The following is a 24851-nucleotide window of genomic DNA, read 5'->3' as shown; positions in this document are numbered from 1 at the left end:
TACAACTTTGGGTTACTTCGGACCTCAGAGGGCATCCGATGCTTCGACCTTTTCAATTGACGGACCACGCGGCGGTGAACCGACTGCTCGCGTCGGTGGGGTGGCCCACACGGTCGCAGGCCGGATGGGCCTGGCTGGGGACATCGCCTGCCGGACGCGAAATCCACGCGCCGCAGGGCTGGATCGTGGAAAGCGACTTTGGTGATGTCGTCGGGTTTCTGGGCAATCTGGTGCTGCCATTCGACTTTCGCGGGCGGCGTCTGCGCGGCGCCACGGGCTTCTCCATCGTCGTGCGACCCGAGGCGCGCGGCGCGGGCCGGCGGCTGATAAGCGCCTTTCTGAACCAGGACGGCGTCTTCACGCACTACACGTTGAACGCGAATGCGCTTTCGGCGCCCATCTACGCCCGGCACCGCATGACCCCGTGGCCCGAGGCGACGTCCGGGCTGAAGCTGTCGTGGATCGCCGACCCCGTCGCCTGCATGAGTTCGCGGTTGTTGCGGGCGGCGGCGCGGCTCGAGCCGCAACGCATCGTTTTCCCAGAGCGGCTGCTGACTTCTCGACTGGACACGCCTGCGCCGTTGCGATTGCCGCAGGGCGTTGATGTCGTCAGCACTTTTGAGCCGAATGGAGACTACGCCCTCTATTGGTCCAGACTATCCGAAGAGGGCCGGCTGCGGGTGGATCGCAGTCCCGCCGAAATCAGCTGGCGCTTCGCTGACCCCGACCTGTGGCGTCAGCCGCTGGTTCTGGGGTTCCGGCGCGACCGGGGCCTGACGAGTGTCGCGATCGCTGTCCTAGCCAAAGGCCACCCGCTGGAGCCGGCCGTTCTGGAGGTGATCGACCTGACTGCCCTGTCCGATGAAAAGGACGGCTGCGAGATCCTGCTGCGGGCCCTCATCGACAACGCCCCTCGGTTGGGCGCGGCCAAGACCAGGCTCCCGGTGGTGTCACCCTGGCTTCTGGACCGGCTGGGCGAGACGGCCCGGACCGCGCGGCGCGAGGGCGGTTGGGGCCATTGCCATGCCCGCTTCGGCGCGGCAGGGCCCGACCCTGAACTGTGGTCGCCGACCGCCTGGGATGGAGACTACTCCGTATGCCTGCGTTCGGCCCCGATAAGCGCCCGGTCTTCTCAGGCCGCTTAGCGACCGGGCCTTCTAGGGCCTGGGCCGCGCCTTCAGCTCGTCGCGGATTTCGGTCAGCAGGCTCTCCGTCGCCGTGGGCGCGGTGGGAGCCGGGTCGGGCTGGGCCGCCTGTTCGCGCCGCAGGCGGTTGATCACCCTCACCAGCATGAAGACCACGAAGGCCACGATGAGGAATTGGATCAGGGTGTTGATAAAGGCGCCGTACTGGATGGCGACCTTCTCGATCTCTTCGGTCGCCGGATTCTCGGCCACGAGCACCCATTCCAGCTGAGAAAAGTCGATGCCGCCTGTCACCAGGCCGATGGGCGGCATGATGACCTGATTGACCAGGCTTTGAACAATCCCGTTGAAGGCCGCGCCGATGATGATGCCGACCGCCAGGTCGATGACGTTGCCCTTGACCGCGAACTCGCGGAATTCAGTCAGCAATCCCATGTTCGCTCCGTCAGGCGTCGCCCGAGGCGTTCAGCCTCTCGCGCAGTTCCTTGCCGCTCTTGAAGAACGGCACCGACTTGGCCGGCACATCCACCGTCTCTCCCGTGCGCGGGTTGCGCCCCGACCGCGCCGGGCGCGACCTGACCGAAAAGGCGCCGAAGCCGCGCAGCTCCACCCGCCCCCCGTCGGACAGCGCCTCGGTCATTCGGCCCAGCACGATGTTCACCACACGCTCGACCTCGGAATGGGTCAGGTGGGTGTGCTCAGCCGCCAGCTTGTCGATCAGTTCTGACTTGATCATCGATTAGGCCCCCGCCCTGCCGCGCCCGTCGCCGGGCTGTCTGGGGTCGCGGCCTCAATGACCGCCGGCGCACACTAACCACAGCTTTCCGCAGGAAAAAGGGGCTGGGGGGCAATTGGGGCCGAATATCGTCGTTAAGGGCGCGCGTTCCCGCCGCCGGCGACGCCCTGCCCTGAGCTTTCGCGCATCAGGCGAGCGGACATGGAAAAGGCGGCCGGATCGCTCCGGCCGCCCCGTCCTTCAGCTCCCGCTGCAGAACGCGTGGCGTTCCGCAGCCGAGGCTTACTCCTTGTTGGCGTTCTTGAGCGCGGCGCCTAGGATGTCGCCCAGCGAAGCGCCGGAGTCCGACGAACCGAACTGTTCGATGGCTTCCTGCTCGTCCTTCATCTCCAGAGCTTTGATCGACACCGAGACGCGGCGCGAGGCCTTGTCCACGGCGGTGATCATGGCGTCCACGCGGTCGCCGACGGCGAAGCGTTCCGGACGCTGCTCGTTGCGGTCGCGCGACAGGTCCGACTTGCGCACGAAGGCCGTGACCGGCGCGTCGTCTTCACCGAACTTGACCTCGATGCCGCCGGTCTCGATCGAGGTGACCGTGACCGTGACCTGCTGGCCGCGCTTGAAGGTGTCGCCTTCGCCGATCGGATCGCCGCCCAGCTGCTTGATGCCCAGCGAGACGCGTTCCTTCTCGACGTCGACGTCCAGGACCTTGGCCTTGACCATCTCGCCCTTGCGGTAGCGCTGGATGGCTTCTTCACCCGACACCGACCAGTCGAGGTCGGACAGGTGCACCATGCCGTCGATGTCGTTGTCCAGACCGATGAACAGGCCGAACTCGGTGGCGTTCTTGACCTCGCCCTCGACGGTCGAACCGACGGGGTGGGTTTCCAGGAAGGCGTCCCAAGGGTTGGCCTGAGCCTGCTTCAGGCCCAGCGAGATGCGACGCTTGGAGCTGTCGACGTCCAGCACGATGACGTCCACTTCCTGCGAGGTGGAGACGATCTTGCCGGGGTGGACGTTCTTCTTGGTCCACGACATTTCCGAGACGTGCACCAGGCCCTCGACGCCGGCTTCCAGCTCCACGAAGGCGCCGTAGTCGGTGATGTTGGTGACGCGGCCCGTGTATTTGGCGCCGACCGGGTATTTGGCTTCCACGCCGTCCCAGGGATCCGACTGCAGTTGCTTCATGCCCAGTGAGATGCGCTGGGTGTCCGGGTTGATCTTGACGATCTGCACCTTGACGGTGTCGCCGACGGCGAGAACCTGCGACGGGTGCGAGACGCGCTTCCACGACATGTCGGTGACGTGCAGCAGGCCGTCGATGCCGCCCAGGTCCACGAAGGCGCCGTAGTCGGTGATGTTCTTGACGACGCCGTCGCGGACTTCGCCCTCGGCCAGCTGACCGACCAGTTCGGTGCGCTGCTCGGCGCGGGCTTCTTCCAGGATGGCGCGACGCGAGACGACGATGTTGCCGCGCGGACGGTCCATTTTCAGGATGGCGAAGGGCTGTTCCTTGCCCATCAGCGGACCGACGTCGCGCACCGGGCGGATGTCGACTTGCGAACCCGGCAGGAAGGCCGAGGCGCCGCCCAGATCGACCGTGAAGCCGCCCTTGACGCGGCCGACGATGGCGCCGTTTACCGGGTGACCTTCGGCGAAGACGCCTTCCAGACGGGTCCAGGCTTCTTCGCGGCGAGCCTTGTCGCGGCTGATGACGGCTTCACCCAGGGCGTTCTCGACACGCTCCAGATAGACTTCGACGTTATCGCCCACCTTGGGGATGACGGCGCCTTCGCCCTGGCCGAACTCGCGGGCGGCGATGCGGCCTTCGGTCTTCAGACCGACGTCGACGATGATGATGTCTTTTTCGATGCCGACCACGCGGCCGTGCACGACCTGGCCTTCGCCGAGGTCGCGGCCTTGCAGTTGTTCGTCGAGCAGCGCGGCGAAATCGTCGCGGGTGGGGTTCAGGGTATCGGTCATGAAGCTCTGGGGTTGGAGGAAAGGGCTATGGCGCGCGACCAAACGGCCCCGCGCGAAGTGGTTGTCAGAAGAAAAGGCAGGTCGTCAGGATGCGAGGCCGAAGCTCGACCCGATCGCCCGCGGAAGCCGAGGATGGGAGCGTTGGATTTGCGAATGGGCTTGAAGGCCTAATTCGCGCGCGCCGCCTCGACGATACGGCGGGCCGCATCGAAGGCGGCTTCTATATCCATCTCTGTGGTGTCCAGCAAGACCGCGTCTTCGGCCTGGACCATGGGCGCGGCGCCCCGGCCGGCGTCGCGCTCGTCGCGGCGCACGATGTCGGCCAGCATGTCCTCGAAGGCGATGACCTCGCCGCGCCTGGTCAGCTGTGTCCAGCGCCGGGTGGCGCGCACGTGCGGCGTGGCGGTGACGAAAAGCTTGGCGACCGCGTCCGGGGCTATGACGGTGCCGATGTCGCGCCCATCCAGAACGGCCCCGCCGGGCAGGGCGGCGAAATCCTGTTGCAGCTTCAGCAGGGCTGCGCGCACGCCGGGATGGCCCGCCACGCGGCTGGCGGCCTCGCCGGTTCCCCGCTCGATCAGTCTGGGATTGTCCGACAGGCCCGACACGTCCAGCACCCGCGCCGCCGCCTCGGCGGCCTGCGCGTCGTCCAGCGACACGCCTTGGTCCAGCAGGCTCAGACCCACGGCCCGATACAGCAGGCCCGTATCCAGATGCGGCAGGCCGTAATGCGCCGCCAGCCGCGAGGCGATGGTGCCCTTGCCCGAAGCGGCCGGGCCGTCGACGGCGATAACCAGGCCGCTCATGCGCCCACCTCGGCGCCCAGACCCTGCATCAGTTCGACGAAGCCGGGGAAGCTGGTGGCGATCATCTCGGGGTCCAGCACCGACACGGGCTGTTCGGCCGCGAGACCGAGGACCAAGTGGCTCATGGCGATGCGGTGGTCGTGGGCCGTGGCGACGGTCGCGCCGCCGCGGACTGGGCCGCCCATGACAGTGAACCCTTCCGCCTCCTCCTCGACCGCGACGCCGCAGGCGCGCAGGCCGTCGACCATCAGGCGAATGCGATCGCTTTCCTTGACCCGCATCTCGCCCACGCCGCGCATGACGGTCTGTCCCTCCGCGAAGGCCGCCGTGGCCGCAAGGATCGGATATTCGTCGATCATGGAGGCGGCGCGCGCTTCAGGCACGACAACACCCTTCAGGCGCGAGTGGCGGGCGGTGACGTCGCCGATGTCCTCGCCGCCGCTCTGACGTCGATTGGCGATGGTCAGGTCCGCGCCCATCTCGATCCAGGTGTCGAACAGGCCGGTGCGCAGGGCGTTCAGCATGACGCCCTCGACCGTCACTTCCGATCCCGGAACGATCAGGCCGGCCGCCAGCGGAAAGGCCGCCGACGAGGGGTCGCCCGGCACGGCCACGACCGTCGCCTTCAGCGTCTGGCCGCCCTTGAGACGGATGCGCCAGCCCTCGCCCTCGGGGACCACAGACACCTCCACGCCGAAGTCGCGCAGCATACGCTCGGTGTGGTCACGGCTCTTTTCCGGCTCGACCACGCAGGTTTCGCCCTCGGCCGTCAGGGCGGCCAGCAGGATCGCCGACTTGATCTGGGCCGAGGCCACGGTCTGGACGTGATGGATGGCGCTCAGCCCGCCGCCCTTGAGGGTCGCGGGCAAACGGTCCTCAGCGACCTGCCAGGCAAAGCGGGCGCCCATGATGCTCAAGGGGTCGGTGACGCGCTTCATCGGGCGTTTGCGCAGCGAGGCGTCACCGTCAAAGGTCGCCTGGACCGGCTGACCGGCCGCGGCCCCCATCAGCAGACGCACGCCCGTGCCCGCGTTGCCGCAGTCGATGACATCGGCCGGCGTGCTGAACCCGCCCTGGCCCTCGACGCGCCAGGCGCCCTCGCCGGTGCGCTCGACCTTGGCGCCGAAAGTCTGGACGGCGCGGGCGGTGGCCAGGATGTCCTCGCCCTCCAGAAGCCCTTCGATCCGCGTCGTCCCGGTCGCCAGCGCGCCCAGGATCATCGCCCGATGCGACATCGACTTGTCGCCCGGCGCGCGCACGCGTCCCTTGAGTGAAGCGGATGGTCTGGAGGTCAGGAGAGAGGGGGTCGTCACCCGGCGGTCTCGTTTGCGGATCGCGCGCCGGGCGGCGCCCAAATGGGGTAGATAAGAGAGAGCTTTTGACAGCGGCCCTTGGGGGTGGCAAGGGAGCCGCCCGAAATCACCCCTTTTCGAGAGCATCGTCCGTGGCCAATCCCGAACTGGGCGCCAAGCAGGTCTGCCCGAACTGCCAGGCTAAGTTCTACGACCTGAACCGTCGTCCCGCCCACTGCCCCAAGTGCGACACTGAATTCGACCCCGAAGAGGCGCTGAAGAACCGTCGCTCGGCCGGTCGCGGCCGTCCGGCCGGCTATGCCCCGGACGAAGCCGAGGATCAGGTCAAGGAAAAGGCCGCCGAGAGCGACGACGAGGACGAGGATGCGGAAACCTCGACGCCAGAAATCGATCAGGAAGGCCACGAGCCGATCGTCACGCCGGACGACGATGATGACGACTCCGCCGACGACGACGCCGGCATGGGTTCGTCCGACGGCGACGACGATCTGGACGACGACGATGACGATGACTCGGTCCCCTTCATCGAGGACGAGGACGACGATTCCTTCAACGACGAGATCGCCAAGCCGTCGAAGGACGACGACTGACGCTCAACCTACTGTTTTCGCCCGGCTTTCAGGAAACTGGGGCCGGGCGAAAATAAAAGCGGAACGGGTCTTGATCGCCGTCAGACCCTGACATAGTTTCCGCCGCCTCGCTGGGGCGTTTCGAAAGAAGAACCGGCGGACCAGACCGAAACGGTCCGGGGCTATAGCTCAGTTGGTAGAGCGCTTGAATGGCATTCAAGAGGTCAGCGGTTCGACTCCGCTTAGCTCCACCACAACGGCCGCTTCCCTAAAGGGAGCGGCCGTTTCCAATTCTACCGCCTGAACTCCTAACGACCGCCCGACGGCTCCAGCTGGCGGGTCGGCAGGCCCAGTTCCGCCATCCTAGCCACAAGTCGCTGACGCTGGGCGTCGCTCATGGTCGGGCTACGCGACAGCAGCGCGGGAAATTGTCCGTCGGCGGTCGAGGCGATCATCCAGCTGTAATCCGGCGCGATGTCGATGACCCAGTAGCGCTGGCGGATCAGGCCGCCGAAGAAGCTGGCCTCGAACTTGGCGTTCGTTTGCGCGTCCAGAACCCGCGCTCGGGTCTCGACCACCCGCGTGGGCCCCGTGCGCGATCCCCGGTGGCAGGTCTGGCGGATGGTGAAGTTCCCGCCGTCGCGCGGGGCCCAGACCTGGCTGGCGGCCCAGCAATCGCGCTGGTGATTGTTGGGCGTGCGCAAAATCTCGTGCCAGCGGCCCATGAAGCGGTCCAGATCAACCGTGCGACGCGGCTCGGGCGCCTGGGCCAGGGCGACGGCGGGAAACAGCACGAAGGCGGCGGTCAGGCCGGCCAGGGCGGACTTAAGCACGGACATCGGTCGAAACTCCTGCGGCGGCCGGTCGGCCATGGGTGACGAACTGATCGGGCGGCGGCGGGCGATGGCGGAAGCCGACGCCCTTGAGGAAGATGAACAGCGCCTCCCAGTGGATGCCCGCAACCACCTTGAGGGTCAGCAACGGGTGGGTGACCCATGCGCGCAGCAGCTGGCCGTCGGTCAGGGGGCGACGCCGGCCCGTGAAGGCGGCGGTCAGCATGGGGCCTTCGGCGTCGTCGACCGAGATGTTCAGCCCGGCCTGTTCGCCGTCGCGCCCCTCGGGCGGAACGATGCTGAAGCGGTAGGTCAGGCCCATGTCCATGAAGGGCGAGACGTACAGCCGCTTGTCCGTGGTCTGGCGCACCGGCCGGCCCGGCCCTTCGACCGGCAACAGATAGACATGGCGGTCGCCGAAGGTGTTGGACACTTCGTACCAGATGGCCTGGAGCGCGCCGTCGGGCGCGTGGCAGAAGATGAGGCTCAGCGGATTGAAGCCATGGCCCAGCACGCGCGGCATGGTCAGCAGGCGGATCGGGCCGCCGATGGGCAGGCCGGCCTCGACCAACTCCGCCTCCACCTGGGCGCGCAAGGGGCGGCCCGACCGGTCGCCGTGGTCCTCGGCCCGGAAACTGGCCAGGCCGAACCGCCCGCGCGTCAGGATCCTAAGCCGACGGATCAGCCCCTCGACCTCGTCCAGATCCAGCAGCAACATGAAGACGCGGTACTTCAACGCGTGCTTGCGCGGCCGGCGGCGCTGATGGGTCACCACCCCGACGTAGAGGCCGGACGCCTCGGCGCGCGGGGCGGGCAAGGTCATGCCGCCTGGGCCAGAAGCGGCGCCGCCAGGGGGATGCGGCCGCTCTCGTTTTCGACCGACCAGGGTCGACGCACGCCGCCCATCTCCTCGGCGGCGGCCAGGCCGGCCTGCAGCCCGTCCTCGTGGAAGCCCGAGCCGAACCAGGCCCCGGCGAACCAGGTGTTGCGCTGGCCCTGCAACGACCACAGCCGGGCCTGCGCCTGCAAGGCGGCGGCGTTGAACACCGGGTGCTCATAATCGTCCTGGCGGATGACCAGGGCAGGGTCGGGCCCGCGGTGCGGGTTAAGCGTCACGAACAGGTCGGGGCCAGGCAGGCTCTGCAGTTGGTTCATCCAGTAGGTCACGCCCCCGCCGGTCTCATGCTCGACATCGGTGTCGCTGACGTGGTTCCAGGCCGCCCAGGCGGCGCGGCGGCGCGGCATCAGGCTGCGGTCGCGGTGCAGAACCGCGCGGTTGGGACGATAGGCGATGGCGCCCAGCAGTTCGCGCTCGTCCGCGCTGGGCTCGGCCAGCATGGCCAGCGCCTGATCGGAGTGGACGGCCAGCAGCACGGCGTCATAGGTTTCGGGCGCCTGGCCCTGGGCATGGATCACCGCCCCGTTCGCCGGCCGATCGACCCGCGTGACGGGCGCGCCGGAGACAACGCGCCCGGAAAAAGCCTGACGCAGGCGCTCGACATACTCCCGGCTGCCGCCGTCTACGGTCCGCCAAGTCGGGCGGGTGTCGTATTCGAGCAGACGGTGGTTCTGATAGAAGCGGATGAAGGCCGCCGCCGGATAGTCCGCGATCTGGCGCGCGCAGGCCGACCAGATGGCCGCCGCCTGAGGCAGCAGGTGGTGATCGCGGAACATCTCGCCGTAGGTCTGCTCTTCGAGCCAGTCGCCCAGAGAGCACAGCGAACCGTCCAGCCGCTCCAGATCGGCCGCCGCCGTCCGATGAAAGCGCTGCAGGTCGCGCAGCATCGACCAGAAGCGCGGGCTGACCAGATTGCGCTTCTGCGCGAACAGGCCCGCCAGGCCGTTCGACGAATATTCGAACTTCCCATGGTCCCGCGACACGGCGAACGACATATAGGCCGGCTTCGTCGCCGCCCCCAGGTGATCCAGCATCGCCGTCAGGTTGGGATAGTTGGCCTCGTTGAAGACGATGAAGCCCGTGTCGACCGCGACCGGGCCTGACGGCGACGGCGCATCGACCGTGTGCGAATGCCCGCCCAGCCGCGCCTCGGCTTCGTACAGCGTGACGTCATGGCTCTTGGACAGCAGCCAGGCGGCCGACAGGCCCGAGACGCCGGCTCCGACGACAGCGATGCGACGGCGAGGGGAAGGAGTAGGGGTCAAGCGGAGCATCCAGGCTGGCGAAAGCTGTGCCGAAAAATACGCGGTGTCACTGAACGCGGATGCGCCGCATCCGTTCGAGTCTCTATGGCGTAGCTTGGCCGCTGGAGGAACGAAACACCATGATGCTCATGGCCCTGACGATCCTGGTGATGATGTCCGTCGTCATGGCGGCCGCCTGGATCTGGGTGAAGCGCACCGGCAACGGCGGCTGGACCGACGTCTTCTGGACCTACGGCACCGGCGTGGCCGGCGTGATCGCCGCCCTGTGGCCGGTCGAAGGCGCGCTGATGGAGCGCCAGGCCATTGTCGCGGTGCTGGTGGCGATCTGGAGCCTGCGTCTGGGCACCTATGTCGCCCTGCGTGTGTCGCGCAGCGACGAGGACGTTCGTTACGACACGCTCAAGAAGGACTGGGGCGGCTGGGGCCCCAAGGCGTTCGGCTTCCTCCAGATCCAGGGGCCGATCTCCACGCTTCTGGCCCTGTCGATCCATGCGGCGGCGGCCCGGCCGACAGCCGAGCTGGACTGGCGCGACGCCCTCGGCTTTCTGGTTCTGATCATGGCCATCGCGGGCGAGAGCCTGGCCGATCGGCAGATGAAGGCGTTCAAGGCCGACGCGTCCAACAAGGGCAAGGTGGCGGACACCGGCCTGTGGGGCTGGTCGCGCCACCCCAACTATTTCTTCGAATGGTTCGGCTGGCTGGCCTATCCGGTCATGGCCCTTGCTGCCGACTACCCCGTGGGCTGGCTGTCGCTGATCGCGCCCGCCCTGATGCTGTTCGTCCTGACGCGCCTGACCGGCGTGCCGCCGCTGGAGGCCGCCATGGTCAAGTCGAGGGGCGAGGCCTACCGCGCCTATCAGCGCCGGGTCAGCGCCTTCTTCCCGCTTCCGCCCAAATCCGCCGCTTCGGAACCCACTTCATGAGCCTGCTTGCCTTCGCCCGTTCGCTTCAGGATGCGCCCGCGCCCGACTTCGTGGTGCGCACCGCCATAGCCGGCTTCGTCGCCGACAGCCGCAAGAAGGCCGCACCCGGTTCGCCCGAGGCCGACGCCGCCTTCGCGCGTGAAATGAGCGCGCGCGCCATCGCGGAACACACCGACGCCGCCAACCGCCAGCACTACGAACTGCCGGCCGAGTTCTTCCGCATCTGTCTGGGGCCGCGGCTGAAATATTCGTCCTGCCTCTACCCAACCGGCGCCGAGACCCTGGCCGAGGCGGAAGAGGCGGCGCTGGCCGAAACCTGCGTGCACGCCGATCTGGCGAACGGGCAGGACGTGCTGGAGATGGGCTGCGGCTGGGGCTCGCTGTCGCTGTGGATGGCGGAACGCTATCCGGGCTCGCGCATCACGGCGGTGTCGAACTCCAATGGGCAGCGCGAATACATCCAGTCCCAGGCGGCGGCGCGCGGCTTCACCAACCTGACGGTCATCACCGCCGACATGAACGACTTCCAGGCCGCGCCCGGCGCCTTTGACCGCATCGTGTCGGTCGAGATGTTCGAGCACATGGCCAACTGGCGCGCCCTGCTGGAAAAGGCCCGGCGCTGGATCCGGCCCGACGGGCGGATGTTCCTGCACGTCTTCACCACCCGCTCCGCGCCCTATCGCTTCGAGGTCTCGGACGAGAGCGACTTCATCGCCCAGCACTTCTTCACTGGCGGCATCATGCCCAGCCAGGGTCTGGCGGCGCAGTATCCCGACCTGTTCGAGGTCGAGAAGGAATGGCGCTGGTCGGGCCGGCACTACGCCCGCACGGCGCGGCACTGGCTGGCCAATATGGACGCCAACAAGCCCCGCGTGGCCGAACTGATGCGCCAGACCTATGGCGACGACGCCGCGCTTTGGACCCGACGCTGGCGCCGCTTCTACCTGGCGACCGAGGGCCTGTTCGCCGACAGCGACGGAGCCGAATGGGGCGTCGGCCATTACCGCCTCAAGCCTCAACCCTGACATTCAAGGAAGACCGCCATGCTGCAGATCGGAGCCGCCGTGTTGGGCACGGGCCTCGTGTTCGGGGCGCTGGACGCCATCTGGCTGACCGTCATGGGCTCGCGCCTGTACAAGCCCGTGCTGGGCGACATGCTGCGCGACACGCCCGCCATCGGCCCGGCGGCGGCCTTCTACATCATCTATGTGCTGGGCGTGGTCATCATCGCCGTCCTGCCAGGCGTGCGCGAGGCGTCGGTCGGCAAGACGGCCGGAACAGCGGCCGTGCTGGGCTTCATGGCCTATGCGACCTACACGCTGACCAACCACGCGACCCTCGCGCGCTGGTCGACGACCCTGTCCATTGGGGATCTGCTCTGGGGTTGCTTCCTGACCACGACGGCGGCGGTCGGGGGCTACTACGCCGCACGCCTGGTGGCTTGATCAGGACGGACCGCCTCACCATCTTTTGGAGTGGCCGGGCGTCTCGCCGATGACGGGGGACGCCGACGGCCGGGTCGCTATTTCGGGACCTCAAGATGACGACGCGAACCGTGCTGTTCGACAGCCCCTTTCTGCTTGGGTTCGACCACACCCGGGCCCTGATCGACCGGGCCTCCAAGGCCGCGGCCGAAAGCTATCCGCCCTATAATGTCGAGCAGACCGGCGACGCCGCCGTGCGCATCACCCTGGCGGTCGCGGGCTTCACGCCTGACGAGTTGGCCATCACGCTTGAGGGCCGTCAGCTGACGATCGCCGGCAAGCGGGACGATCAGAGCCGGGGCGAACAGGCTTTCCTGCATCGCGGCATCGCGGCGCGGGGCTTCATCCGCAACTTCGTGCTGGCCGACGGGCTGGAGGTGCAGGGGGCGCAGCTCGAACACGGCCTGCTGCATGTCGACCTGGTGCGGCCCGAAGAGCGGGCGACGGTGCGACGAATTCCCATCACGACCGGCTGAAAGCGGTCGAACCGCCCGGCGATCCGGGCGTTGAACCTTTGAAGGAGGCGGTCACCATGACGCCCACCACCATCATGACCAAGGAAGACTTCGCCGGTCTGGGCGCGCCTGACCTGGTGTATGTCCGCGAGATCAAGGCCGCCGACGTGCTGGCCGACGCCGAGGTCGAAGCGCCCCAGGGGCTGGAGATCGATCCCGATCAGACCCTCTATGCCGTGCATGGCGCAGACGGCGAACGCCTAGCGGTCATGATCGATCGCGACACCGCCTTCGCCGCCGCCGTGGCGCACGAGCTGGAGCCGGTCTCCGTTCACTGAAATCGGACGCGGAAAGCGGCCTGGCCTGGGTGTCAGGCCGCCGTGGCGGGCATGTCGTCGACGAAGAGGGCGCGAACCGCGTCCTCTGTCCGCGCCTGGCGCAGGCGTTCGCGCAACTCGGCCGACCGCAGGGCGCGAGAGACCGCCGCGAGCGCCCGCAGGTGCTCGGCGCCGCTGTCAGGCGGGGCGAACAGGCCCATCAACAGATCGACCGGCCGGTCGTCCACGGCGTCATAGGCCACGGGCGTTTCCAGGCGGACAAACACGGCCTGGACCTTGGTCAGGCCCTTGATCCGCGCATGAGGCACAGCCACGCCGGCGCCCAGACCGGTCGAGCCCAAGGCTTCACGCTCCAGCAGGGCGGTGAACAGCACACCTTCGTCCAGGCCCAGGCTGTCAGCCGCCGCCTCGGCGACCATGTGCAACGCCTGACGCTTGGAAGACGCGGACCCACGCAGGGTCACGCCTTCCGGCGCCAAAAGTGTAGCGATGTCCATCATGACCCCGACACAGGCCCCTAACAAAAAGGGGGCGGCGCGCGCCCTTTAGACGCTTCGCCGCCCGGGGGAAAGCTTAGCCGCCAGAGCCGTTGGTCTTGGCCGCGCCATTCGTGGTGATCGTGCGCTCGGGGTCGATCCAGCCCACATTGCCATCCGGTCGGCGATAGACCACCGAAAGGCCGCCGTGAGCCGCGTTGCGGAACAGCACGACCGGATAGCCGGTCATGTCGAGCTCAAGAACCGCGCGGCCGACCGTGATGGTGCGGATTTCCGACTGGGTCTCGGCGATGACCATGCCGACGGGCGGGGGCTCGTCGGGGCGGCCCGCCTCGCCGAACGCGTCATCCTCGACGCTGTCCGGGTCGCGCAGGACGATGGAGCGCGCCACGTCGCGCGCCGCGTCTTCGGTCTTCTCGGGCGACAGGCCTTTGGGACCGATGTGGTGATCCTTGAGGCGACGCTTGTAGCGACGCACCCGCTTCTCGAGCTTGTCGAGACTGTCGGTGAAGGCGGAATGGGCGTCGCCGCCCTGTCCCGTCGTCACCAGCGACTGGCCCGAGGCCAGCCTGACCCAGCAATCGACCTTGAAGCCGTGCCCGTCCTTGGACACCACGACCTCGGCGTCCTGACCGCCGCGTTCGAAGTATTTTCCAACTCCGTCTTCGAGTTCCTGGGAGATGCGCGAGCCTAACGCTTCGCCGACATCCACTTGCTTGCCGCTCACTTGGACTTGCATGTCGATAGAACGCGACGACCCCGATTTGGTGTCAACGCCGATCACCGATTTGTGGTGAGGCTTCAGCCGGCCTTGAGCAGGCGGCGGCGCTGGACCGACGACGGAATCCGCAAGGCTTCCCGATACTTGGCTACCGTTCGGCGGGCGATGTCGACGCCGGCCTCATTGAGAATTTCCACGATCCGGTCATCGGACAAAACGTCGCCCTGCGCCGCCTCGCCGTCGATCAGGCCCTTGATGCGGTGACGCACCGCCTCGGCCGAGTGGGCGGCGCCCCCGTCGGCGGACTGGATCGCCGCCGTGAAGAAGAACTTCAGCTCGAAAACGCCGCGCGGAGTGGAGACATATTTGTTGGACGTGACCCGGCTGACGGTCGATTCATGCATCTCGATGGCGTCGGCCACGGTCTTGAGCGTCAGGGGACGCAGGAACTCGACGCCGAAGGCCAGGAAGGCGTCCTGCTGGCGCACGATCTCGGACGACACTTTCAGGATGGTGCGCGCCCGTTGGTCCAGCGACTTGACCAGCCAGTTCGCCTGGGCCGCGCAATCGGCCACGAAGGTCTTTTCGGTATCTGACCGCGCGCCGCCCGCCACCACGCCATGATAGCGCTTGTCGATCAGCAGGCGGGGCAGGGTGTCGGCGTTCAGCTCGACCTTCCATCCGCCCGCCGGGTCGGCCCGCACATGAACGTCGGGGATCACCGTCTGGGCCGGCTCGCCGCCAAAGCCCGCGCCGGGGCGCGGCGTCAGGGCCTTGAGCTCGGCGACCATGTCGGCAACGTCCTCGGCGTCGACGCCGCAGACCTTGCGCAGGCCCGCCAGGTCGCGCCGCGCCAGCAGGTCCAGATTGTCCAGCAGGCAGCCCATGGCCGGATCGAAGCGGTTGCGCTCGATCAGCTGCAGCTTGAGGCATTCCGGCACCGACCGCGCCATGACGCCCGTGGGCTCGAACCCGTGACAGACGGCCAGCACCGCCTCGACCCGCTCCAGTCCGCACCCCAGCCGGTCGGCCACCTCGGCCAGTTCGCCGCGCAGGTATCCGCCCTCGTCGGTCATGTCGATCAGGGCCAGGGCGATGGCGTGGTCGGCCGGCGACAGGCGCGCCGACGAGGCCTGAGCCTGCAGATGCTCCCACAGGGTCACCGCGCGGCTGTCGGGCAGTTCGCCGCCTTCGCCGTCCATGGACCCGCCGCCCGAGCCGACGCGCGACCAGTCGTTCAGTCCGGGCTGGCTGTCCTCGGCCATGCGGTCCGAGGCGCGTTCGCCCGGCGCCGCGTCTCCGTGGATGTCGTCAGAGCCCGCGTCCACCGCGTCGCCGCCGTCCCCGGCCCGGCCGTCCTCGAAACTCATTTCGGCGCGATCGGACGCCTCTTCACGCTGGGGCGTCGCCTCGGTTTCGCCGTTGGCGTCGGTCTCGTCGCGCTGCAGCAGAGGATTGCGTTCCAGCTCGGCCTCGACGAAGGCGTCCAGCTCCTGGTTCGACAGTTGCAGCAGCTTGATGGCCTGCTGCAGCTGGGGCGTGATGACCAGCCCCTGCCCCTGCCTGACCTCCAGCCTCTGACCGATCACCTTGGCGCCCCCGCCGGGCGACTGGCCCGGAACTTGCTAAGGACGCCAGCTTGGCCTCAATCGGTTAACGACGCTCTAAGCAACCTCAGGCGTACAGGTCGCCCAGATAGACGCGGCGGACCTCCGGGTCGTGAATGACCTCGTCGGCGGTGCCTTCGAACAGGACTTCGCCGGACGAGATGATCGCCGCGCGGTCGATGATGTCCAGGGTCTCGCGGACATTGTGGTCGGTGATCAGCACGCCGATGCCTTCGCCCGACAGATAGCGAATGACCTGGCGGATGTCCGCGATCGCCAGGGGGTCGATGCCGGCGAAGGGTTCGTCCAGCAGCATGAAGCTGGGTCGGCCGGCCAGGGCGCGGGCGATCTCAACGCGGCGACGCTCGCCGCCCGACAGGCCGGCGGCCGGGGCCTGACGCAGATGGTCGATGCGCAGCTCCTCCAGCAGGCGGCGCGTCTCCATCTCAATGGCGTGGCCGGTCTCGCGCAGTTCGACCACGGCCTTGACGTTCTGCTCGACCGTCATCCCGCGGAAGATGGAGGTCTCCTGCGCTAGATAGCCCAGGCCCATGCGGGCGCGCTGATACATGGGCTGGGCGGTGATGTCCTGGCCGTCCAGCCAGATCGAGCCGGCGTCGACCGGGATCAGGCCGGTGATCATATAGAAGCAGGTGGTCTTGCCCGCGCCGTTGGGGCCCAGCAGGCCCGCGACCTCGCCGCGCTGAACCGTCAGGGACACGTCCTTGACCACCTGACGCGCGCCGAAGGATCGGGCGATGTTCCTGACCCGCAAACCCGTCTCGCGCGCGGCCTCGACCGGCGCGGCGGCGTCCGCCTCGTCATGCAGGTTGAGGGCTGAGAGCTCCTTGCGCGCCAAGGCTCAGTCCTGATCGGGGTAGAAGACACCCTGGATGCGGTTGCCCGCAGCCCCGCCGCGCGGCGCGCCGGCCATCTGCGCCTCGCCGGTGTCGATGTTGTAGACCAGACGCCCGCCGGTCAGGACGTTGCGGCCCTGGGTCAGGACCACGTCGCCGGTCACGGTGACCGTCGCGGCCGAGACCGAATAGACCGCGCGGTCGCCGCGGATGCTTTCGTTGGGCGTGATGTAATAGACGTCGCCCGAGGCCGTCGCGCCGGTGGTCGATCCGCCGCTCTGGGCGATCTCGATGGCGTTGGCGCGCAGGCGGTTCTCGCCCTGGATCACCTCGGCCCGGCCGCGCAGGGCGAAGCCGCCCGGCGTCACCCCCCCGTCGTCGGCGCCGAAGAAGATCGGCTGGCCGCTCACGGCCTGGCGCGTCTGGGTCTGCGACTGGGCGTCGGCGGCGCCCGCCACGGCGACGGCGGCCAGCAGCAGGGCGAGGACGGGTTTCGACATGGTCAGCTCCCAGCGACGTTGAACACGCCGCGAATCTTGGTGTCGCCAGAGCCCTTGAACTCGACGCGCTCGCCCTGGTCATAGAGCGCATAGGACGAAGCGGTCAGGCTTCCAAGAGGCCCCGAGGCCTGAACGCCCTTGGAGCCGGTGACGATCCCCGTGCGGGTGTCGACCACAGCCTCGGGCGTGGTGAGGGTGAAGCCTGAACCGCCGTCGGAAATGCGCACGTTCGGGCCTATGACGACGTTGCGGCCGGCGGGGTCGTACTGGCCGCCGTCGGCGGTGATTTCCGTGACCTTGGCCCCGCCCAGGTTCAGCTTCAGCGCCGGGCCGATCAGGCGGAACTGGCCGCTGGCCGGATCGCGCACCGCGCCCTGGGCGCCGACGGTGAACGAGCGGCCCTGATCGTCCTGGCCGTGGAACATGGGCTTTTCGAGCTCGATCTCCTGGCTCTGGCTGGCGCGACGCTCGACGCCGCTCATCACCGTGCGGAACACGGTCCAGGTCAGGGCAGCCCCGGCCAGGGCCAGGATCAGGATAGGCAGCAGGCGGCGATACAGCTTGACCCGGCGCGAGCGCGTCCGCCACCGCTCGCCCGCCTGGGCGACCCGCGCCTCATCGGCGCGGCGTCTTTCCTCGCGAGGATCGAGCGGCTCGGTCATGGGGCTCAGCTATGGGCGAAGATGTCGATCTCGTCCCAGCCGGCGAGGTCGAGCGCGGCGCGCGTCGGCAGGAAGTCGAAACAGGCGCGGGCCAGTTCAGTGCGGCCTTCACGGGCCAGCATCTCGTTCAGGCGCGCCCGGATGGCGTGCAGGTGCAGCACGTCAGAGGCAGCGTATTCCAGCTGGGCCGGGGTCAGCACCGCCGCGCCCCAGTCCGACGACTGCTGAGCCTTGGACAGGTCCACGCTGGCGCATTCGCGCGCCACATCCTTCAGGCCGTGCCGGTCGGTGTAGGTGCGGGCCAGCTTGGAGGCGATCTTGGTGCAGTAGACCGGGCGGGTCTCGACCCCCAGGTGCAGCTGGAACATGCCGATGTCGAACCGGCCGAAGTGGAAGATCTTAAGCACTTCGGGGTCGGTCAGCAGCCGCTTCAGATTGGGGCAGTCGTAGTCCGGGCGGTTCAGCTGGATTACATGGGCGTCGCCGTCGCCGGACGACAGCTGCACCACGCACAGCGGATCGCGGCGGAAGCGCAGGCCCAGCGTCTCGGAATCGATGGCGACAACCGGGCCGAGGTCGAGGTCGTCGGGCAGGTCGCCATGGTGCAGATGAACGGTCATGGCGTCCTAAGTAATCGGCCTGCGGCTTCAAGGCGAGAGGCTGCCCTAGCGCCAGATGCAGAAACGGCGCCGCACCGTAAGGCGCGACGCCGTTTCGAATAATGGTGCCCAGAAGAGGACTCGAACCTCCACGACCTTTCAGTCACTGGCACCTGAAGCCAGCGCGTCTACCAATTCCGCCATCTGGGCCGGGGGTTTCCCCTCGGAGGCGCGGACCTATAGGGGCCCGCCTTTCGCCGGTCAACAGGCCTTTTCGCCTGTTTGCGACAGTTTTTGCATCAGAAGCGCGCGCGCACCCCCACGACGAAGTTCCGGCCGCGCAGCGGCTGGACATCCGCCAGGTACGAGGCGTGGTTGAAGGCCTTCTCGTCCAGCAGATTGGTGCCGCGCACATAGATCTGGGTCTGGGCGGGTCCGAGGTTCAGATCATACGCCAGGGTGGCGTTGATCATGTTGTAGCCCGGCGTCACCGTTTCGAACGGCGCGATGTCGTTCTGCTCGAACACGCGGACATACTCCGCCCCGCCCGACCAGGCGCCCGTGTAGAAGTCGCCTCGCACGCCCAGGCGCGCGGCCGGAATGCGCGGGAGGTCGCCGCCTTCATCGAACTCGGCGCGCACATAGTCGCCGAACACCGCCGCAGACAGGCCCGGCCGGAAGGCCCAGCGCGCCTCGCCCTCGACGCCGGTGAAGCTGGCGTCGGCCTGGCTGTACTGGATCAGGCGGAACTCCTCGAACTGGTCCAGGGTGCGCGCGAAGATGTAGCCGTCGTAGTTGTAGCGGTAGGCGCTGCCGGTGAGGGTCAGGGCGCCCTGGGTGCGCTTCAGGGTCAGCTCGGCCGAATAGCTGGTCTCGACGTCCAGGTTGGCGTCGCCGATCTCGAAGGTGTTGGTCGCCAGGTGGACGCCGTCGGCATACAGCTCCTGAGCGCTGGGCGCGCGCTGCGAGCGGGCAAGGGCCAGGGTCGCCGTCCAGCCGGGCGAGAACCGCCAGCTGGCCGCGCCCGAGATCGAGAAGGGGGAATGGTCGGCGTCGGGCTGGCCGTCGGCCGAGGCCTGCTGCCATTCCTGACGGACCGCGCCTTCCAGGCGCCAGTCGCCGATGACCTTTTCCTCCAGCAGGAAGACGGCCTGGCTGTCGGTACGGCTGGGCGGCAGAAAGGCTTCGTCGCCGACGGCGGCGAAGTCGCTGCGCGAGGTCTGGAAGCCGACGACGCCGCGGAATCCCGCGATCGGCGCATGCTGAACCTCGACACGGGCGTCATGACCCTTGTTGGTGAAGGTCGTGCCGACTTCGCCGTCCTCGATTTCCTGGTGCCGGTAGTCGGTGAAGCCGCCGCGCACGCGGATGCGCTCGACGCCCGCGAACGGGTCGCGCAGCTCGCCGCGGATATCGACACGCTTGCTCAGCAGGTCGACGAAGGGGACGCCGTGCTCTTCATGGTCGTGGTCGTGGTCGTGATCATCGTCATGGTGGTCGTCATCATGATCGTGGTCGTCATGACCGCCGCAGTGCAGGTGGTCGCCATGCGGATGGCAATCCTCGAACTCGTGGGCGTGGCCGGGCAGGCCGTAGCGGCTGCGCTGCTCGGTGTAGGCGGCGCCCAGATATCCGCGCGACCCGATCCAGGAGAGCCCAAGAGTCGCCGTCGACGTTTCATTGAAGGTGCCGTCCAGGCGGGCTTCCTCGAAGTCCGGAACCTTGTAGTCGGCCGTCTTGCGGCCAGCGGCCTCGACGCGGATCGCGAAGTTCCCCGCGCCTGCGGTCAAACCCACCACGCCGGCTTCTTCGTCATCCGCCGTTCCCAGGCGCGCCTCGATCACGCCCTCGCCGCCGTTGACGGGGATGGCCGTCGGCACCTTGTTGTCGATCAGATTGACCGCGCCGCCGATGGCCCCGCCGCCGTACAGCAGGGCTGACGGTCCGCGCAGAATTTCGATACCTTGAAGCAGCAGCGGTTCGCCGGCCACTGCGTGATCGGGAGAAACCTCCGATGCATCCAGCAGGCCCACGCCGTCCGACAGAACCTTGACGCGCGGCGCCGTCTGGCCGCGCACGACGGGTCGGCCCGCGCCGCCGCCGTAGGGATCGGCGTTCACGCCCGGCAAGCCGTTCAGCGTCTCGCCCAGCGTGCCCTGACGTCGATGAACCAGGTCGTCGCCCGTCAGCACCGCGACATTGGACACCACCTCATTACGATCGCGGCCCAGCGGGTCGGCGGTGACGATGACATCGGGCAGTTGCGCGGCGGTCGGGCCGGCCTGAGGCAGATCATCGCGCGTTTCGGCGGCCGCGGGGGCGGCGATCAGCAGGACGGAGGCGGAGGCGAGAAGGCAGGAACGCAGACGCATGGCTCACTCGAAGGTCATCAAGGTTGCCAAGGTGCATATGTTATACCGTAACCGTACGCAACCGCCTGCCTGTTCCGGCTGGATTACAATTCGGAAAGGCCCCGGGGTGAACCGGGGCCTTTCTCGCCGCCTCAGTTCAGAGGCTGAGTAGTGATGGCGGGCGCCGGGGGAGCCGCAGACGCGGGTTGGGCGTTCAGCGAAGCTGTCGGCGCGGCCTCTGCGGCGTAGGGACGCGGACCGGTAGGTTCGACCGGCGTTTCGACGGCCGGCGTTCGGGTCGCCGCGACCGGCGTCGCCGCCCGGGTCGGAGAGGCGGCGCGCTGAACGGGAGCGGGCGCGGTCTCGACCGGTGCGGCCTGGACCGGGGCCGGAGCCGCCTCGGTCACCATCGCCGCGGCGGGCGCCGCTAGAGGGGCTGCGGGGGCAGGCGCCGCCGCAGCCGGCTCGGCCGTCAGAGCCGCGCTGGTGTTCTCGCCGCCTTGCAGCATGAGCGCGCCGGATCCCACCAGCACCAGCGCGCCGAGGGGGGCCAGGATCATCCAGGTCTTTATCGGCTTGCCGGCGCGCGCCTTGCGACGTGCGGGCGCGTTGCGGCTCTCCGCTTCGCGGGGCGGCAGGGTTTCTTCGAAGATGCCGGGCTCACGGTCGGTCGAATAGGTCATAGACATAGTCGGGTCCTCCATAACGATGGTCAGGGAAACCCGATCGAGCATGCGCCGTTCCGGCCAAAGGCTGAAAACCTTGAAGAAACACCGTTGTCGCCACAGATGCGGCGACAACGGCGCAGCTTTCGGATCAGAAACTTTCCAGTTCCGAAATCGACAGGATGGCGCGCTGCGTCTCGCCGCTGGAATAGGTGCCGACCCAGATCTCGTAGCGTCCGGCCTCGGGCTTGAGCGTCAGCGACGGATTGGTCCCCTCGCCGGAATCGTCGTCGCAGTACCACTGGCCGTTCGGACCATTGACTACCAGGGTTACGTCCGCCGAGGCCTGGGCCGAAATCTTGAGCGACAGCGAGCTGGAACCGCTCCAGTGCAGCCGCACGTCGGGTGCGTTGGTGATGTAGCCCTGGCACTGGTTGAAGCGGGTCGCGGCGTCGATGCTGCCGCCTGCGCGCAGGCTAGTCAGGTGCGGGTCTGGCGTAAACCCGGCCTGCAGATGGACTTCGCCGAAGTTGGGCGAGCCATTGTAGTCCTGCGCCAGGGCCGGCGCAGCCAGGCCCGCCAGGGCGGCGAAAGCGATGATGATCGGTTTCATGAAGGCGATGTCCCCCGGACGGCCAGACAGCCCCATGCCGATGACCGCCGTTCTGCGATTTTACACCCTCAACCTTGACCGCGACAAGCCGCCGCAGAGTTGACGCAGCGTTACCCGCCGCAGTTGCGCAACGCTTGACCGCAAACCGCTTTTTACGGCTCTTCGACCACCCAAGCGCGGTTGACCGCGCCCCGCGCCATGCCCCACACCAAAAGGGCGGCAGGACTGGGAGTGCGACATGGGGCTGGCGGCCAATATCCGACGTGACCTGAAGTTCGTCGGCGGGCTGCGTCGGCTGCTGAAGCGCATCAAGCCGATCCAGCTCGATAGCGACGTGCTGATCTGCGACGACTTCGAGGAGGCGGTCGACAAGTTCGGCCCCAACGTCGCTGTCGAGGATGAACAGCGCAGCCTGACCTATCGCGAACTCGACGCCCTCGCGAACCGCTACGCCCACTGGGCCCAGAGCCGCAATCTGCGCCGCAGCGACGCCGTGGCTCTGATGATGACGAACCGGGCCGATTATCTGGCCGCCTGGCTGGGCCTGTCGAAGATCGGCGTCGCCACAGCCCTTATCAACACCAATCTGACCGGTCACGCCCTGGCCCACTGCCTAGCTATTTCAGGCGCTTTCAACGTCATCACCGACCAGGATTGCTGGAGCTGCGTCGAGGAGGCGCGCCCGCTGGTGGACCGCACCCTGAACATCTGGGTGCTGGGCCTGCGCGCCGAGGACGAGGCCAGCGAGCGGCGCTCGCTGGACGCGGCGGTGCGATCGGCCTCCAGCGTGCGGCCCAACCGCGACCTTCGCCAAGGCCTGACCAACCGGGATACGGCGCTGTTCATCTACACCTCGGGTACAACCGGCCTGCCCAAGGCCGCCCGCATCCCGCACTCGCGCGCCCGCACCTACATGCGCGCCTTCGCCGGCGCCACGGCCGCGACGGAGAAGGACGTGCTGATCAACGTCCTGCCGCTGTATCATTCGACCGGGGGCCTTGTCGGCGTGGGCTCGGTGCTGCTGAACGGCGGCAAGCTGGTGCTGCGCAAGCGGTTTTCGGCCGGCCGCTTCTGGCCTGACGTCGCCGCCTCGGGCGCGACCATGTTCGTCTATATCGGCGAACTGTGCCGCTATCTGGTGAACTCGCCCGAGCAGGAAGGCGAACGCGGGCACAAGCTTCGTCTGGCTTTCGGCAATGGCCTGCGTCCCGATGTGTGGACCGAGTTTCAGAGCCGGTTCGCCATCCCCGAAATCCTGGAATTCTACGGTTCGACCGAGGGCAACGTCTCGCTGTTCAACTTCGACGGCCGACCGGGGGCGATCGGGCGGGTGCCCGGCTTCCTCAAGAAGCAGTTGAACATCAAGCTGGTCGCGTTCGACATCGAGACCGAGGAGCCCGTGCGTCTGGCCAACGGCCTGTGCCGCCAGGCCTCGGTGGGCGAGATTGGCGAGGCGATCGGCGTCATCGGCGACGATGTGCGCCACGATTTCTCGGGCTACGCCGACAAGGCCGCCACCCAGAAGAAGATCTTGACCGACGTGTTCAAGCGCGGCGACCGCTGGTTCCGCACGGGCGACCTGATGCGCCAGGACTCCGACGGCTATTTCTATTTCGTCGATCGCATCGGCGACACCTATCGCTGGAAGAGCGAGAACGTCTCGACCTCCGAGGTCGAGCAGCGGCTGGCCGAGGCGCCGGGCGTGCAGGAGGTCATCGCCTATGGCGTGCCGGTGCCGGGTCACGAGGGCAAGGCCGGCATGGTCGCACTGGTGATGGAAGGCAAGTTCAGCCCGGCGGACTTCACCGCCTATGTCGATGCGCAACTGCCGCCCTACGCCCGCCCGGTGTTCGTGCGCCTGATCCCCGCCGCCGACACCACCGGCACCTTCAAATACCGCAAGGTCGATCTGGTGCAGGACGGCTTCGACCCCGATCGTACGGGCCCCACCTTGTATGTGCGCGGAGGCGAGACTGGCTATCGCAAGATGACCGCCAAGGCGCGCGAGGCCATCCTGTCCGGCCAAACACGGCTCTGATCGCCGTTCGGCGACAACGGCCCCTTAAGCATTAACCGCCATGGTGAAGGCCCCTACCCCGGCCGGACACTTGCGCGCTCATGTTCCAGATCATCGGCATCGTGCTGCTCTTCGGCATGGTTTTCGGCGGCTACACCATCGCTGGCGGCAAGATGGGGGTCATTCTCCACTCCCTGCCCTATGAGATGATGATGATCGGCGGCGCGGCGATCGCGGCCCTGATCATGTCCAACTCGGTCTCGACGCTGAAGGGCGTGGCCGGCGGCTTCGGCCGCATTTTCGGCGGGCCCAAGTGGAAGAAGCAGGACTACAAGGACCTGCTGAGCCTGCTGTTCCAGCTGACCAAGACGATGAAGTCCAAGGGCGTGATCGCCCTGGAAAGCCACATCGAGAAGCCGGCCGAGAGCACCATCTTTCAGAAGTATCCCAAGGTGCTGAAGGACCACTTCGCCACCGACTTCATCTGCGACACCCTGCGCATGATGACCATGAACCTCGAAGATCCACACCAGATCGAGGACGCCATGGAGAAGCAGCTGGAAAAGCACCACCATGAAGCCATGGGCCCGGCCCACGCGCTTCAGAACATGGCTGACGCCCTGCCCGCCCTGGGCATCGTCGCCGCCGTGCTGGGGGTCATCAAGACCATGGCAGCCATCACCGAACCGCCCGAAGTTCTGGGCGGCATGATCGGCGGCGCCCTGGTCGGCACCTTCCTAGGCGTTTTCCTGGCCTACGGACTGGTCGGCCCCATGGCCACGCGCCTTAAGGAGGTGCTGGAAGGCGACGGCGCTTACTACAAGATCATCCAGTCGGTGCTGGTGGCCCACCTGCACGGCAACGCCGCCCAGATTTCGGTCGAGATCGGCCGCGGCGACATCCCGTCGGACGCCCAGCCGTCCTTCTCAGAAATGGAAGAAGCTCTGTCGGCGGCCCCGACCGACGCCTGATTGGTCTCGTCTCCCGACTGGAACACGCGACGATTGCGTGGGT

The 24851-nt window shown here is 67.5% G+C and carries 27 protein-coding genes and 2 tRNA genes; 10 read left to right on the top strand and 19 right to left on the bottom strand.

Going from position 1 to position 24851, the window contains the following annotated elements; all coding sequences use genetic code 11:
• Window positions 1-74: 74 nt before the first annotated feature.
• Entirely contained in the window at window positions 75-1145 is a 1071-nt protein-coding gene (locus ACK4I0_RS04170; protein WP_409608294.1) for a GNAT family N-acetyltransferase, read from the top strand.
• Window positions 1146-1157: 12 nt separating this feature from the next.
• Here the strand turns inward: ACK4I0_RS04170 and mscL are convergent, their stop codons facing one another.
• From mscL to aroA, 5 genes are all read right to left on the bottom strand, one after another.
• Window positions 1158-1580 (bottom strand): large-conductance mechanosensitive channel protein MscL, encoded by a 423-nt coding sequence (gene mscL / locus ACK4I0_RS04165; RefSeq protein WP_409608292.1) that lies wholly within the window; start codon window positions 1578-1580, stop codon window positions 1158-1160.
• Window positions 1581-1590: 10 nt separating this feature from the next.
• On the bottom strand, window positions 1591-1881 hold the full coding sequence (locus ACK4I0_RS04160; protein WP_409608290.1) for an integration host factor subunit beta: 291 nt from the start codon (window positions 1879-1881) through the stop codon (window positions 1591-1593).
• A gap of 282 nt (window positions 1882-2163) precedes the next feature.
• A complete protein-coding gene (gene rpsA / locus ACK4I0_RS04155; protein ID WP_409608288.1) occupies window positions 2164-3864 on the bottom strand; it encodes a 30S ribosomal protein S1 in 1701 nt (566 codons plus the stop codon).
• A 167-nt stretch (window positions 3865-4031) separates the two neighbouring features.
• Window positions 4032-4670, bottom strand: coding sequence for a (d)CMP kinase (gene cmk / locus ACK4I0_RS04150; protein WP_409608286.1), 639 nt, complete (start codon window positions 4668-4670; stop codon window positions 4032-4034).
• Window positions 4667-5965 (bottom strand): 3-phosphoshikimate 1-carboxyvinyltransferase, encoded by a 1299-nt coding sequence (gene aroA, locus ACK4I0_RS04145; protein ID WP_409608456.1) that lies wholly within the window; start codon window positions 5963-5965, stop codon window positions 4667-4669. Before aroA ends, cmk begins: the two co-directional genes overlap by 4 nt.
• 149 nt (window positions 5966-6114) lie before the next feature.
• On the opposite strand from aroA, the gene ACK4I0_RS04140 reads away from it, so the two are divergent.
• The gene (locus ACK4I0_RS04140; RefSeq protein WP_409608284.1) at window positions 6115-6573 is read left to right on the top strand and encodes a TIGR02300 family protein; all 459 of its coding nucleotides are present in this window, start codon (window positions 6115-6117) and stop codon (window positions 6571-6573) included.
• A 157-nt stretch (window positions 6574-6730) separates the two neighbouring features.
• Window positions 6731-6806, top strand: a tRNA-Ala gene (locus ACK4I0_RS04135).
• Window positions 6807-6860: 54 nt separating this feature from the next.
• Here the strand turns inward: ACK4I0_RS04135 and ACK4I0_RS04130 are convergent.
• The 3 genes from ACK4I0_RS04130 to ACK4I0_RS04120 are packed head-to-tail and all read right to left on the bottom strand — an operon-like array spanning window position 6861 to window position 9557.
• Entirely contained in the window at window positions 6861-7391 is a 531-nt protein-coding gene (locus tag ACK4I0_RS04130) for a lipocalin family protein (protein WP_409608282.1), read from the bottom strand.
• A complete protein-coding gene (locus ACK4I0_RS04125) occupies window positions 7378-8208 on the bottom strand; it encodes a DUF1365 domain-containing protein (protein ID WP_409608280.1) in 831 nt (276 codons plus the stop codon). The genes ACK4I0_RS04130 and ACK4I0_RS04125 overlap by 14 nt, the downstream gene beginning before the upstream one ends.
• On the bottom strand, window positions 8205-9557 hold the full coding sequence (locus tag ACK4I0_RS04120) for an NAD(P)/FAD-dependent oxidoreductase (RefSeq protein WP_409608278.1): 1353 nt from the start codon (window positions 9555-9557) through the stop codon (window positions 8205-8207). Before ACK4I0_RS04120 ends, ACK4I0_RS04125 begins: the two co-directional genes overlap by 4 nt.
• Window positions 9558-9667: 110 nt before the next feature.
• Between ACK4I0_RS04120 and ACK4I0_RS04115 the strand changes: the two genes are divergently transcribed.
• From ACK4I0_RS04115 to ACK4I0_RS04095, 5 genes are all read left to right on the top strand, one after another.
• Window positions 9668-10471, top strand: a complete 804-nt coding sequence (locus ACK4I0_RS04115) for a DUF1295 domain-containing protein (protein ID WP_409608276.1) — start codon at window positions 9668-9670, stop codon at window positions 10469-10471.
• Window positions 10468-11496, top strand: coding sequence for an SAM-dependent methyltransferase (locus ACK4I0_RS04110; RefSeq protein ID WP_409608274.1), 1029 nt, complete (start codon window positions 10468-10470; stop codon window positions 11494-11496). Before ACK4I0_RS04115 ends, ACK4I0_RS04110 begins: the two co-directional genes overlap by 4 nt.
• A gap of 18 nt (window positions 11497-11514) precedes the next feature.
• Window positions 11515-11916 (top strand): DUF2177 family protein, encoded by a 402-nt coding sequence (locus ACK4I0_RS04105; protein WP_409608272.1) that lies wholly within the window; start codon window positions 11515-11517, stop codon window positions 11914-11916.
• A gap of 95 nt (window positions 11917-12011) precedes the next feature.
• Window positions 12012-12431, top strand: a complete 420-nt coding sequence (locus ACK4I0_RS04100) for an Hsp20 family protein (protein WP_409608270.1) — start codon at window positions 12012-12014, stop codon at window positions 12429-12431.
• Between the two features lie 56 nt (window positions 12432-12487).
• On the top strand, window positions 12488-12748 hold the full coding sequence (locus ACK4I0_RS04095; protein WP_409608268.1) for a DUF1150 family protein: 261 nt from the start codon (window positions 12488-12490) through the stop codon (window positions 12746-12748).
• A gap of 32 nt (window positions 12749-12780) precedes the next feature.
• Here the strand turns inward: ACK4I0_RS04095 and ACK4I0_RS04090 are convergent, their stop codons facing one another.
• The 11 genes from ACK4I0_RS04090 to ACK4I0_RS04040 form a co-directional block, all read right to left on the bottom strand.
• Window positions 12781-13245, bottom strand: a complete 465-nt coding sequence (locus tag ACK4I0_RS04090; protein ID WP_409608454.1) for a PTS sugar transporter subunit IIA — start codon at window positions 13243-13245, stop codon at window positions 12781-12783.
• Window positions 13246-13321: 76 nt separating this feature from the next.
• Complete coding sequence (hpf, locus tag ACK4I0_RS04085; RefSeq protein WP_409608266.1) at window positions 13322-13984, bottom strand: ribosome hibernation-promoting factor, HPF/YfiA family; 663 nt, start codon at window positions 13982-13984, stop codon at window positions 13322-13324.
• 62 nt (window positions 13985-14046) lie between these two features.
• Window positions 14047-15555 (bottom strand): RNA polymerase factor sigma-54, encoded by a 1509-nt coding sequence (rpoN, locus tag ACK4I0_RS04080; protein ID WP_409608264.1) that lies wholly within the window; start codon window positions 15553-15555, stop codon window positions 14047-14049.
• An 85-nt stretch (window positions 15556-15640) separates the two neighbouring features.
• On the bottom strand, window positions 15641-16432 hold the full coding sequence (gene lptB, locus ACK4I0_RS04075) for an LPS export ABC transporter ATP-binding protein (protein ID WP_409608262.1): 792 nt from the start codon (window positions 16430-16432) through the stop codon (window positions 15641-15643).
• 3 nt (window positions 16433-16435) lie between these two features.
• Window positions 16436-16930, bottom strand: coding sequence for an LptA/OstA family protein (locus ACK4I0_RS04070; RefSeq protein ID WP_409608260.1), 495 nt, complete (start codon window positions 16928-16930; stop codon window positions 16436-16438).
• A 2-nt stretch (window positions 16931-16932) separates the two neighbouring features.
• Window positions 16933-17592 carry an LPS export ABC transporter periplasmic protein LptC gene (lptC, locus tag ACK4I0_RS04065; RefSeq protein WP_409608258.1) on the bottom strand — a complete coding sequence of 220 codons (660 nt, stop codon included), beginning with the start codon at window positions 17590-17592 and terminating at the stop codon, window positions 16933-16935.
• A gap of 5 nt (window positions 17593-17597) precedes the next feature.
• A complete protein-coding gene (locus ACK4I0_RS04060; protein ID WP_409608256.1) occupies window positions 17598-18212 on the bottom strand; it encodes a ribonuclease D in 615 nt (204 codons plus the stop codon).
• A gap of 102 nt (window positions 18213-18314) precedes the next feature.
• Window positions 18315-18401 (bottom strand) — tRNA-Leu (locus ACK4I0_RS04055).
• Window positions 18402-18490: 89 nt separating this feature from the next.
• Window positions 18491-20563, bottom strand: a complete 2073-nt coding sequence (locus ACK4I0_RS04050) for a TonB-dependent receptor domain-containing protein (RefSeq protein WP_409608254.1) — start codon at window positions 20561-20563, stop codon at window positions 18491-18493.
• Window positions 20564-20694: 131 nt separating this feature from the next.
• A complete protein-coding gene (locus ACK4I0_RS04045; protein WP_409608252.1) occupies window positions 20695-21276 on the bottom strand; it encodes a hypothetical protein in 582 nt (193 codons plus the stop codon).
• 82 nt (window positions 21277-21358) lie between these two features.
• On the bottom strand, window positions 21359-21820 hold the full coding sequence (locus ACK4I0_RS04040) for a peptidase S1 (protein ID WP_409608250.1): 462 nt from the start codon (window positions 21818-21820) through the stop codon (window positions 21359-21361).
• Between the two features lie 238 nt (window positions 21821-22058).
• On the opposite strand from ACK4I0_RS04040, the gene ACK4I0_RS04035 reads away from it, so the two are divergent.
• Both ACK4I0_RS04035 and motA read left to right on the top strand, forming a co-directional pair.
• Entirely contained in the window at window positions 22059-23858 is a 1800-nt protein-coding gene (locus ACK4I0_RS04035) for a long-chain-acyl-CoA synthetase (RefSeq protein ID WP_409608248.1), read from the top strand.
• 80 nt (window positions 23859-23938) lie between these two features.
• Window positions 23939-24808 (top strand): flagellar motor stator protein MotA, encoded by an 870-nt coding sequence (motA, locus tag ACK4I0_RS04030; RefSeq protein WP_409608246.1) that lies wholly within the window; start codon window positions 23939-23941, stop codon window positions 24806-24808.
• Window positions 24809-24851: the final 43 nt, after the last annotated feature.

Origin of the sequence: Brevundimonas sp., from assembly GCF_046295775.1 — a bacterium.
GTDB lineage: Bacteria > Pseudomonadota > Alphaproteobacteria > Caulobacterales > Caulobacteraceae > Brevundimonas.
This window is presented reverse-complemented; position numbering and strand designations above follow the sequence as displayed.

What these genes read in the sequence shown, in the direction of transcription:
- mscL (WP_409608292.1), bottom strand. Translation starts at nt 1,580, where the DNA reads ATGGGATTGCTGACTGAATTCCGCGAGTTCGCGGTCAAGGGCAACGTC.
- ACK4I0_RS04160 (WP_409608290.1), bottom strand. Translation starts at nt 1,881, where the DNA reads ATGATCAAGTCAGAACTGATCGACAAGCTGGCGGCTGAGCACACCCAC.
- rpsA (WP_409608288.1), bottom strand. Translation starts at nt 3,864, where the DNA reads ATGACCGATACCCTGAACCCCACCCGCGACGATTTCGCCGCGCTGCTC.
- cmk (WP_409608286.1), bottom strand. Translation starts at nt 4,670, where the DNA reads ATGAGCGGCCTGGTTATCGCCGTCGACGGCCCGGCCGCTTCGGGCAAG.
- ACK4I0_RS04130 (WP_409608282.1), bottom strand. Translation starts at nt 7,391, where the DNA reads ATGTCCGTGCTTAAGTCCGCCCTGGCCGGCCTGACCGCCGCCTTCGTG.
- ACK4I0_RS04125 (WP_409608280.1), bottom strand. Translation starts at nt 8,208, where the DNA reads ATGACCTTGCCCGCCCCGCGCGCCGAGGCGTCCGGCCTCTACGTCGGG.
- ACK4I0_RS04120 (WP_409608278.1), bottom strand. Translation starts at nt 9,557, where the DNA reads ATGCTCCGCTTGACCCCTACTCCTTCCCCTCGCCGTCGCATCGCTGTC.
- ACK4I0_RS04115 (WP_409608276.1), top strand. Translation starts at nt 9,668, where the DNA reads ATGATGCTCATGGCCCTGACGATCCTGGTGATGATGTCCGTCGTCATG.
- ACK4I0_RS04110 (WP_409608274.1), top strand. Translation starts at nt 10,468, where the DNA reads ATGAGCCTGCTTGCCTTCGCCCGTTCGCTTCAGGATGCGCCCGCGCCC.
- ACK4I0_RS04105 (WP_409608272.1), top strand. Translation starts at nt 11,515, where the DNA reads ATGCTGCAGATCGGAGCCGCCGTGTTGGGCACGGGCCTCGTGTTCGGG.
- ACK4I0_RS04100 (WP_409608270.1), top strand. Translation starts at nt 12,012, where the DNA reads ATGACGACGCGAACCGTGCTGTTCGACAGCCCCTTTCTGCTTGGGTTC.
- ACK4I0_RS04095 (WP_409608268.1), top strand. Translation starts at nt 12,488, where the DNA reads ATGACGCCCACCACCATCATGACCAAGGAAGACTTCGCCGGTCTGGGC.
- ACK4I0_RS04090 (WP_409608454.1), bottom strand. Translation starts at nt 13,245, where the DNA reads ATGGACATCGCTACACTTTTGGCGCCGGAAGGCGTGACCCTGCGTGGG.
- hpf (WP_409608266.1), bottom strand. Translation starts at nt 13,984, where the DNA reads ATGCAAGTCCAAGTGAGCGGCAAGCAAGTGGATGTCGGCGAAGCGTTA.
- ACK4I0_RS04070 (WP_409608260.1), bottom strand. Translation starts at nt 16,930, where the DNA reads ATGTCGAAACCCGTCCTCGCCCTGCTGCTGGCCGCCGTCGCCGTGGCG.
- lptC (WP_409608258.1), bottom strand. Translation starts at nt 17,592, where the DNA reads ATGACCGAGCCGCTCGATCCTCGCGAGGAAAGACGCCGCGCCGATGAG.
- ACK4I0_RS04060 (WP_409608256.1), bottom strand. Translation starts at nt 18,212, where the DNA reads ATGACCGTTCATCTGCACCATGGCGACCTGCCCGACGACCTCGACCTC.
- ACK4I0_RS04050 (WP_409608254.1), bottom strand. Translation starts at nt 20,563, where the DNA reads ATGCGTCTGCGTTCCTGCCTTCTCGCCTCCGCCTCCGTCCTGCTGATC.
- ACK4I0_RS04045 (WP_409608252.1), bottom strand. Translation starts at nt 21,276, where the DNA reads ATGCTCGATCGGGTTTCCCTGACCATCGTTATGGAGGACCCGACTATG.
- ACK4I0_RS04040 (WP_409608250.1), bottom strand. Translation starts at nt 21,820, where the DNA reads ATGAAACCGATCATCATCGCTTTCGCCGCCCTGGCGGGCCTGGCTGCG.
- ACK4I0_RS04035 (WP_409608248.1), top strand. Translation starts at nt 22,059, where the DNA reads ATGGGGCTGGCGGCCAATATCCGACGTGACCTGAAGTTCGTCGGCGGG.
- motA (WP_409608246.1), top strand. Translation starts at nt 23,939, where the DNA reads ATGTTCCAGATCATCGGCATCGTGCTGCTCTTCGGCATGGTTTTCGGC.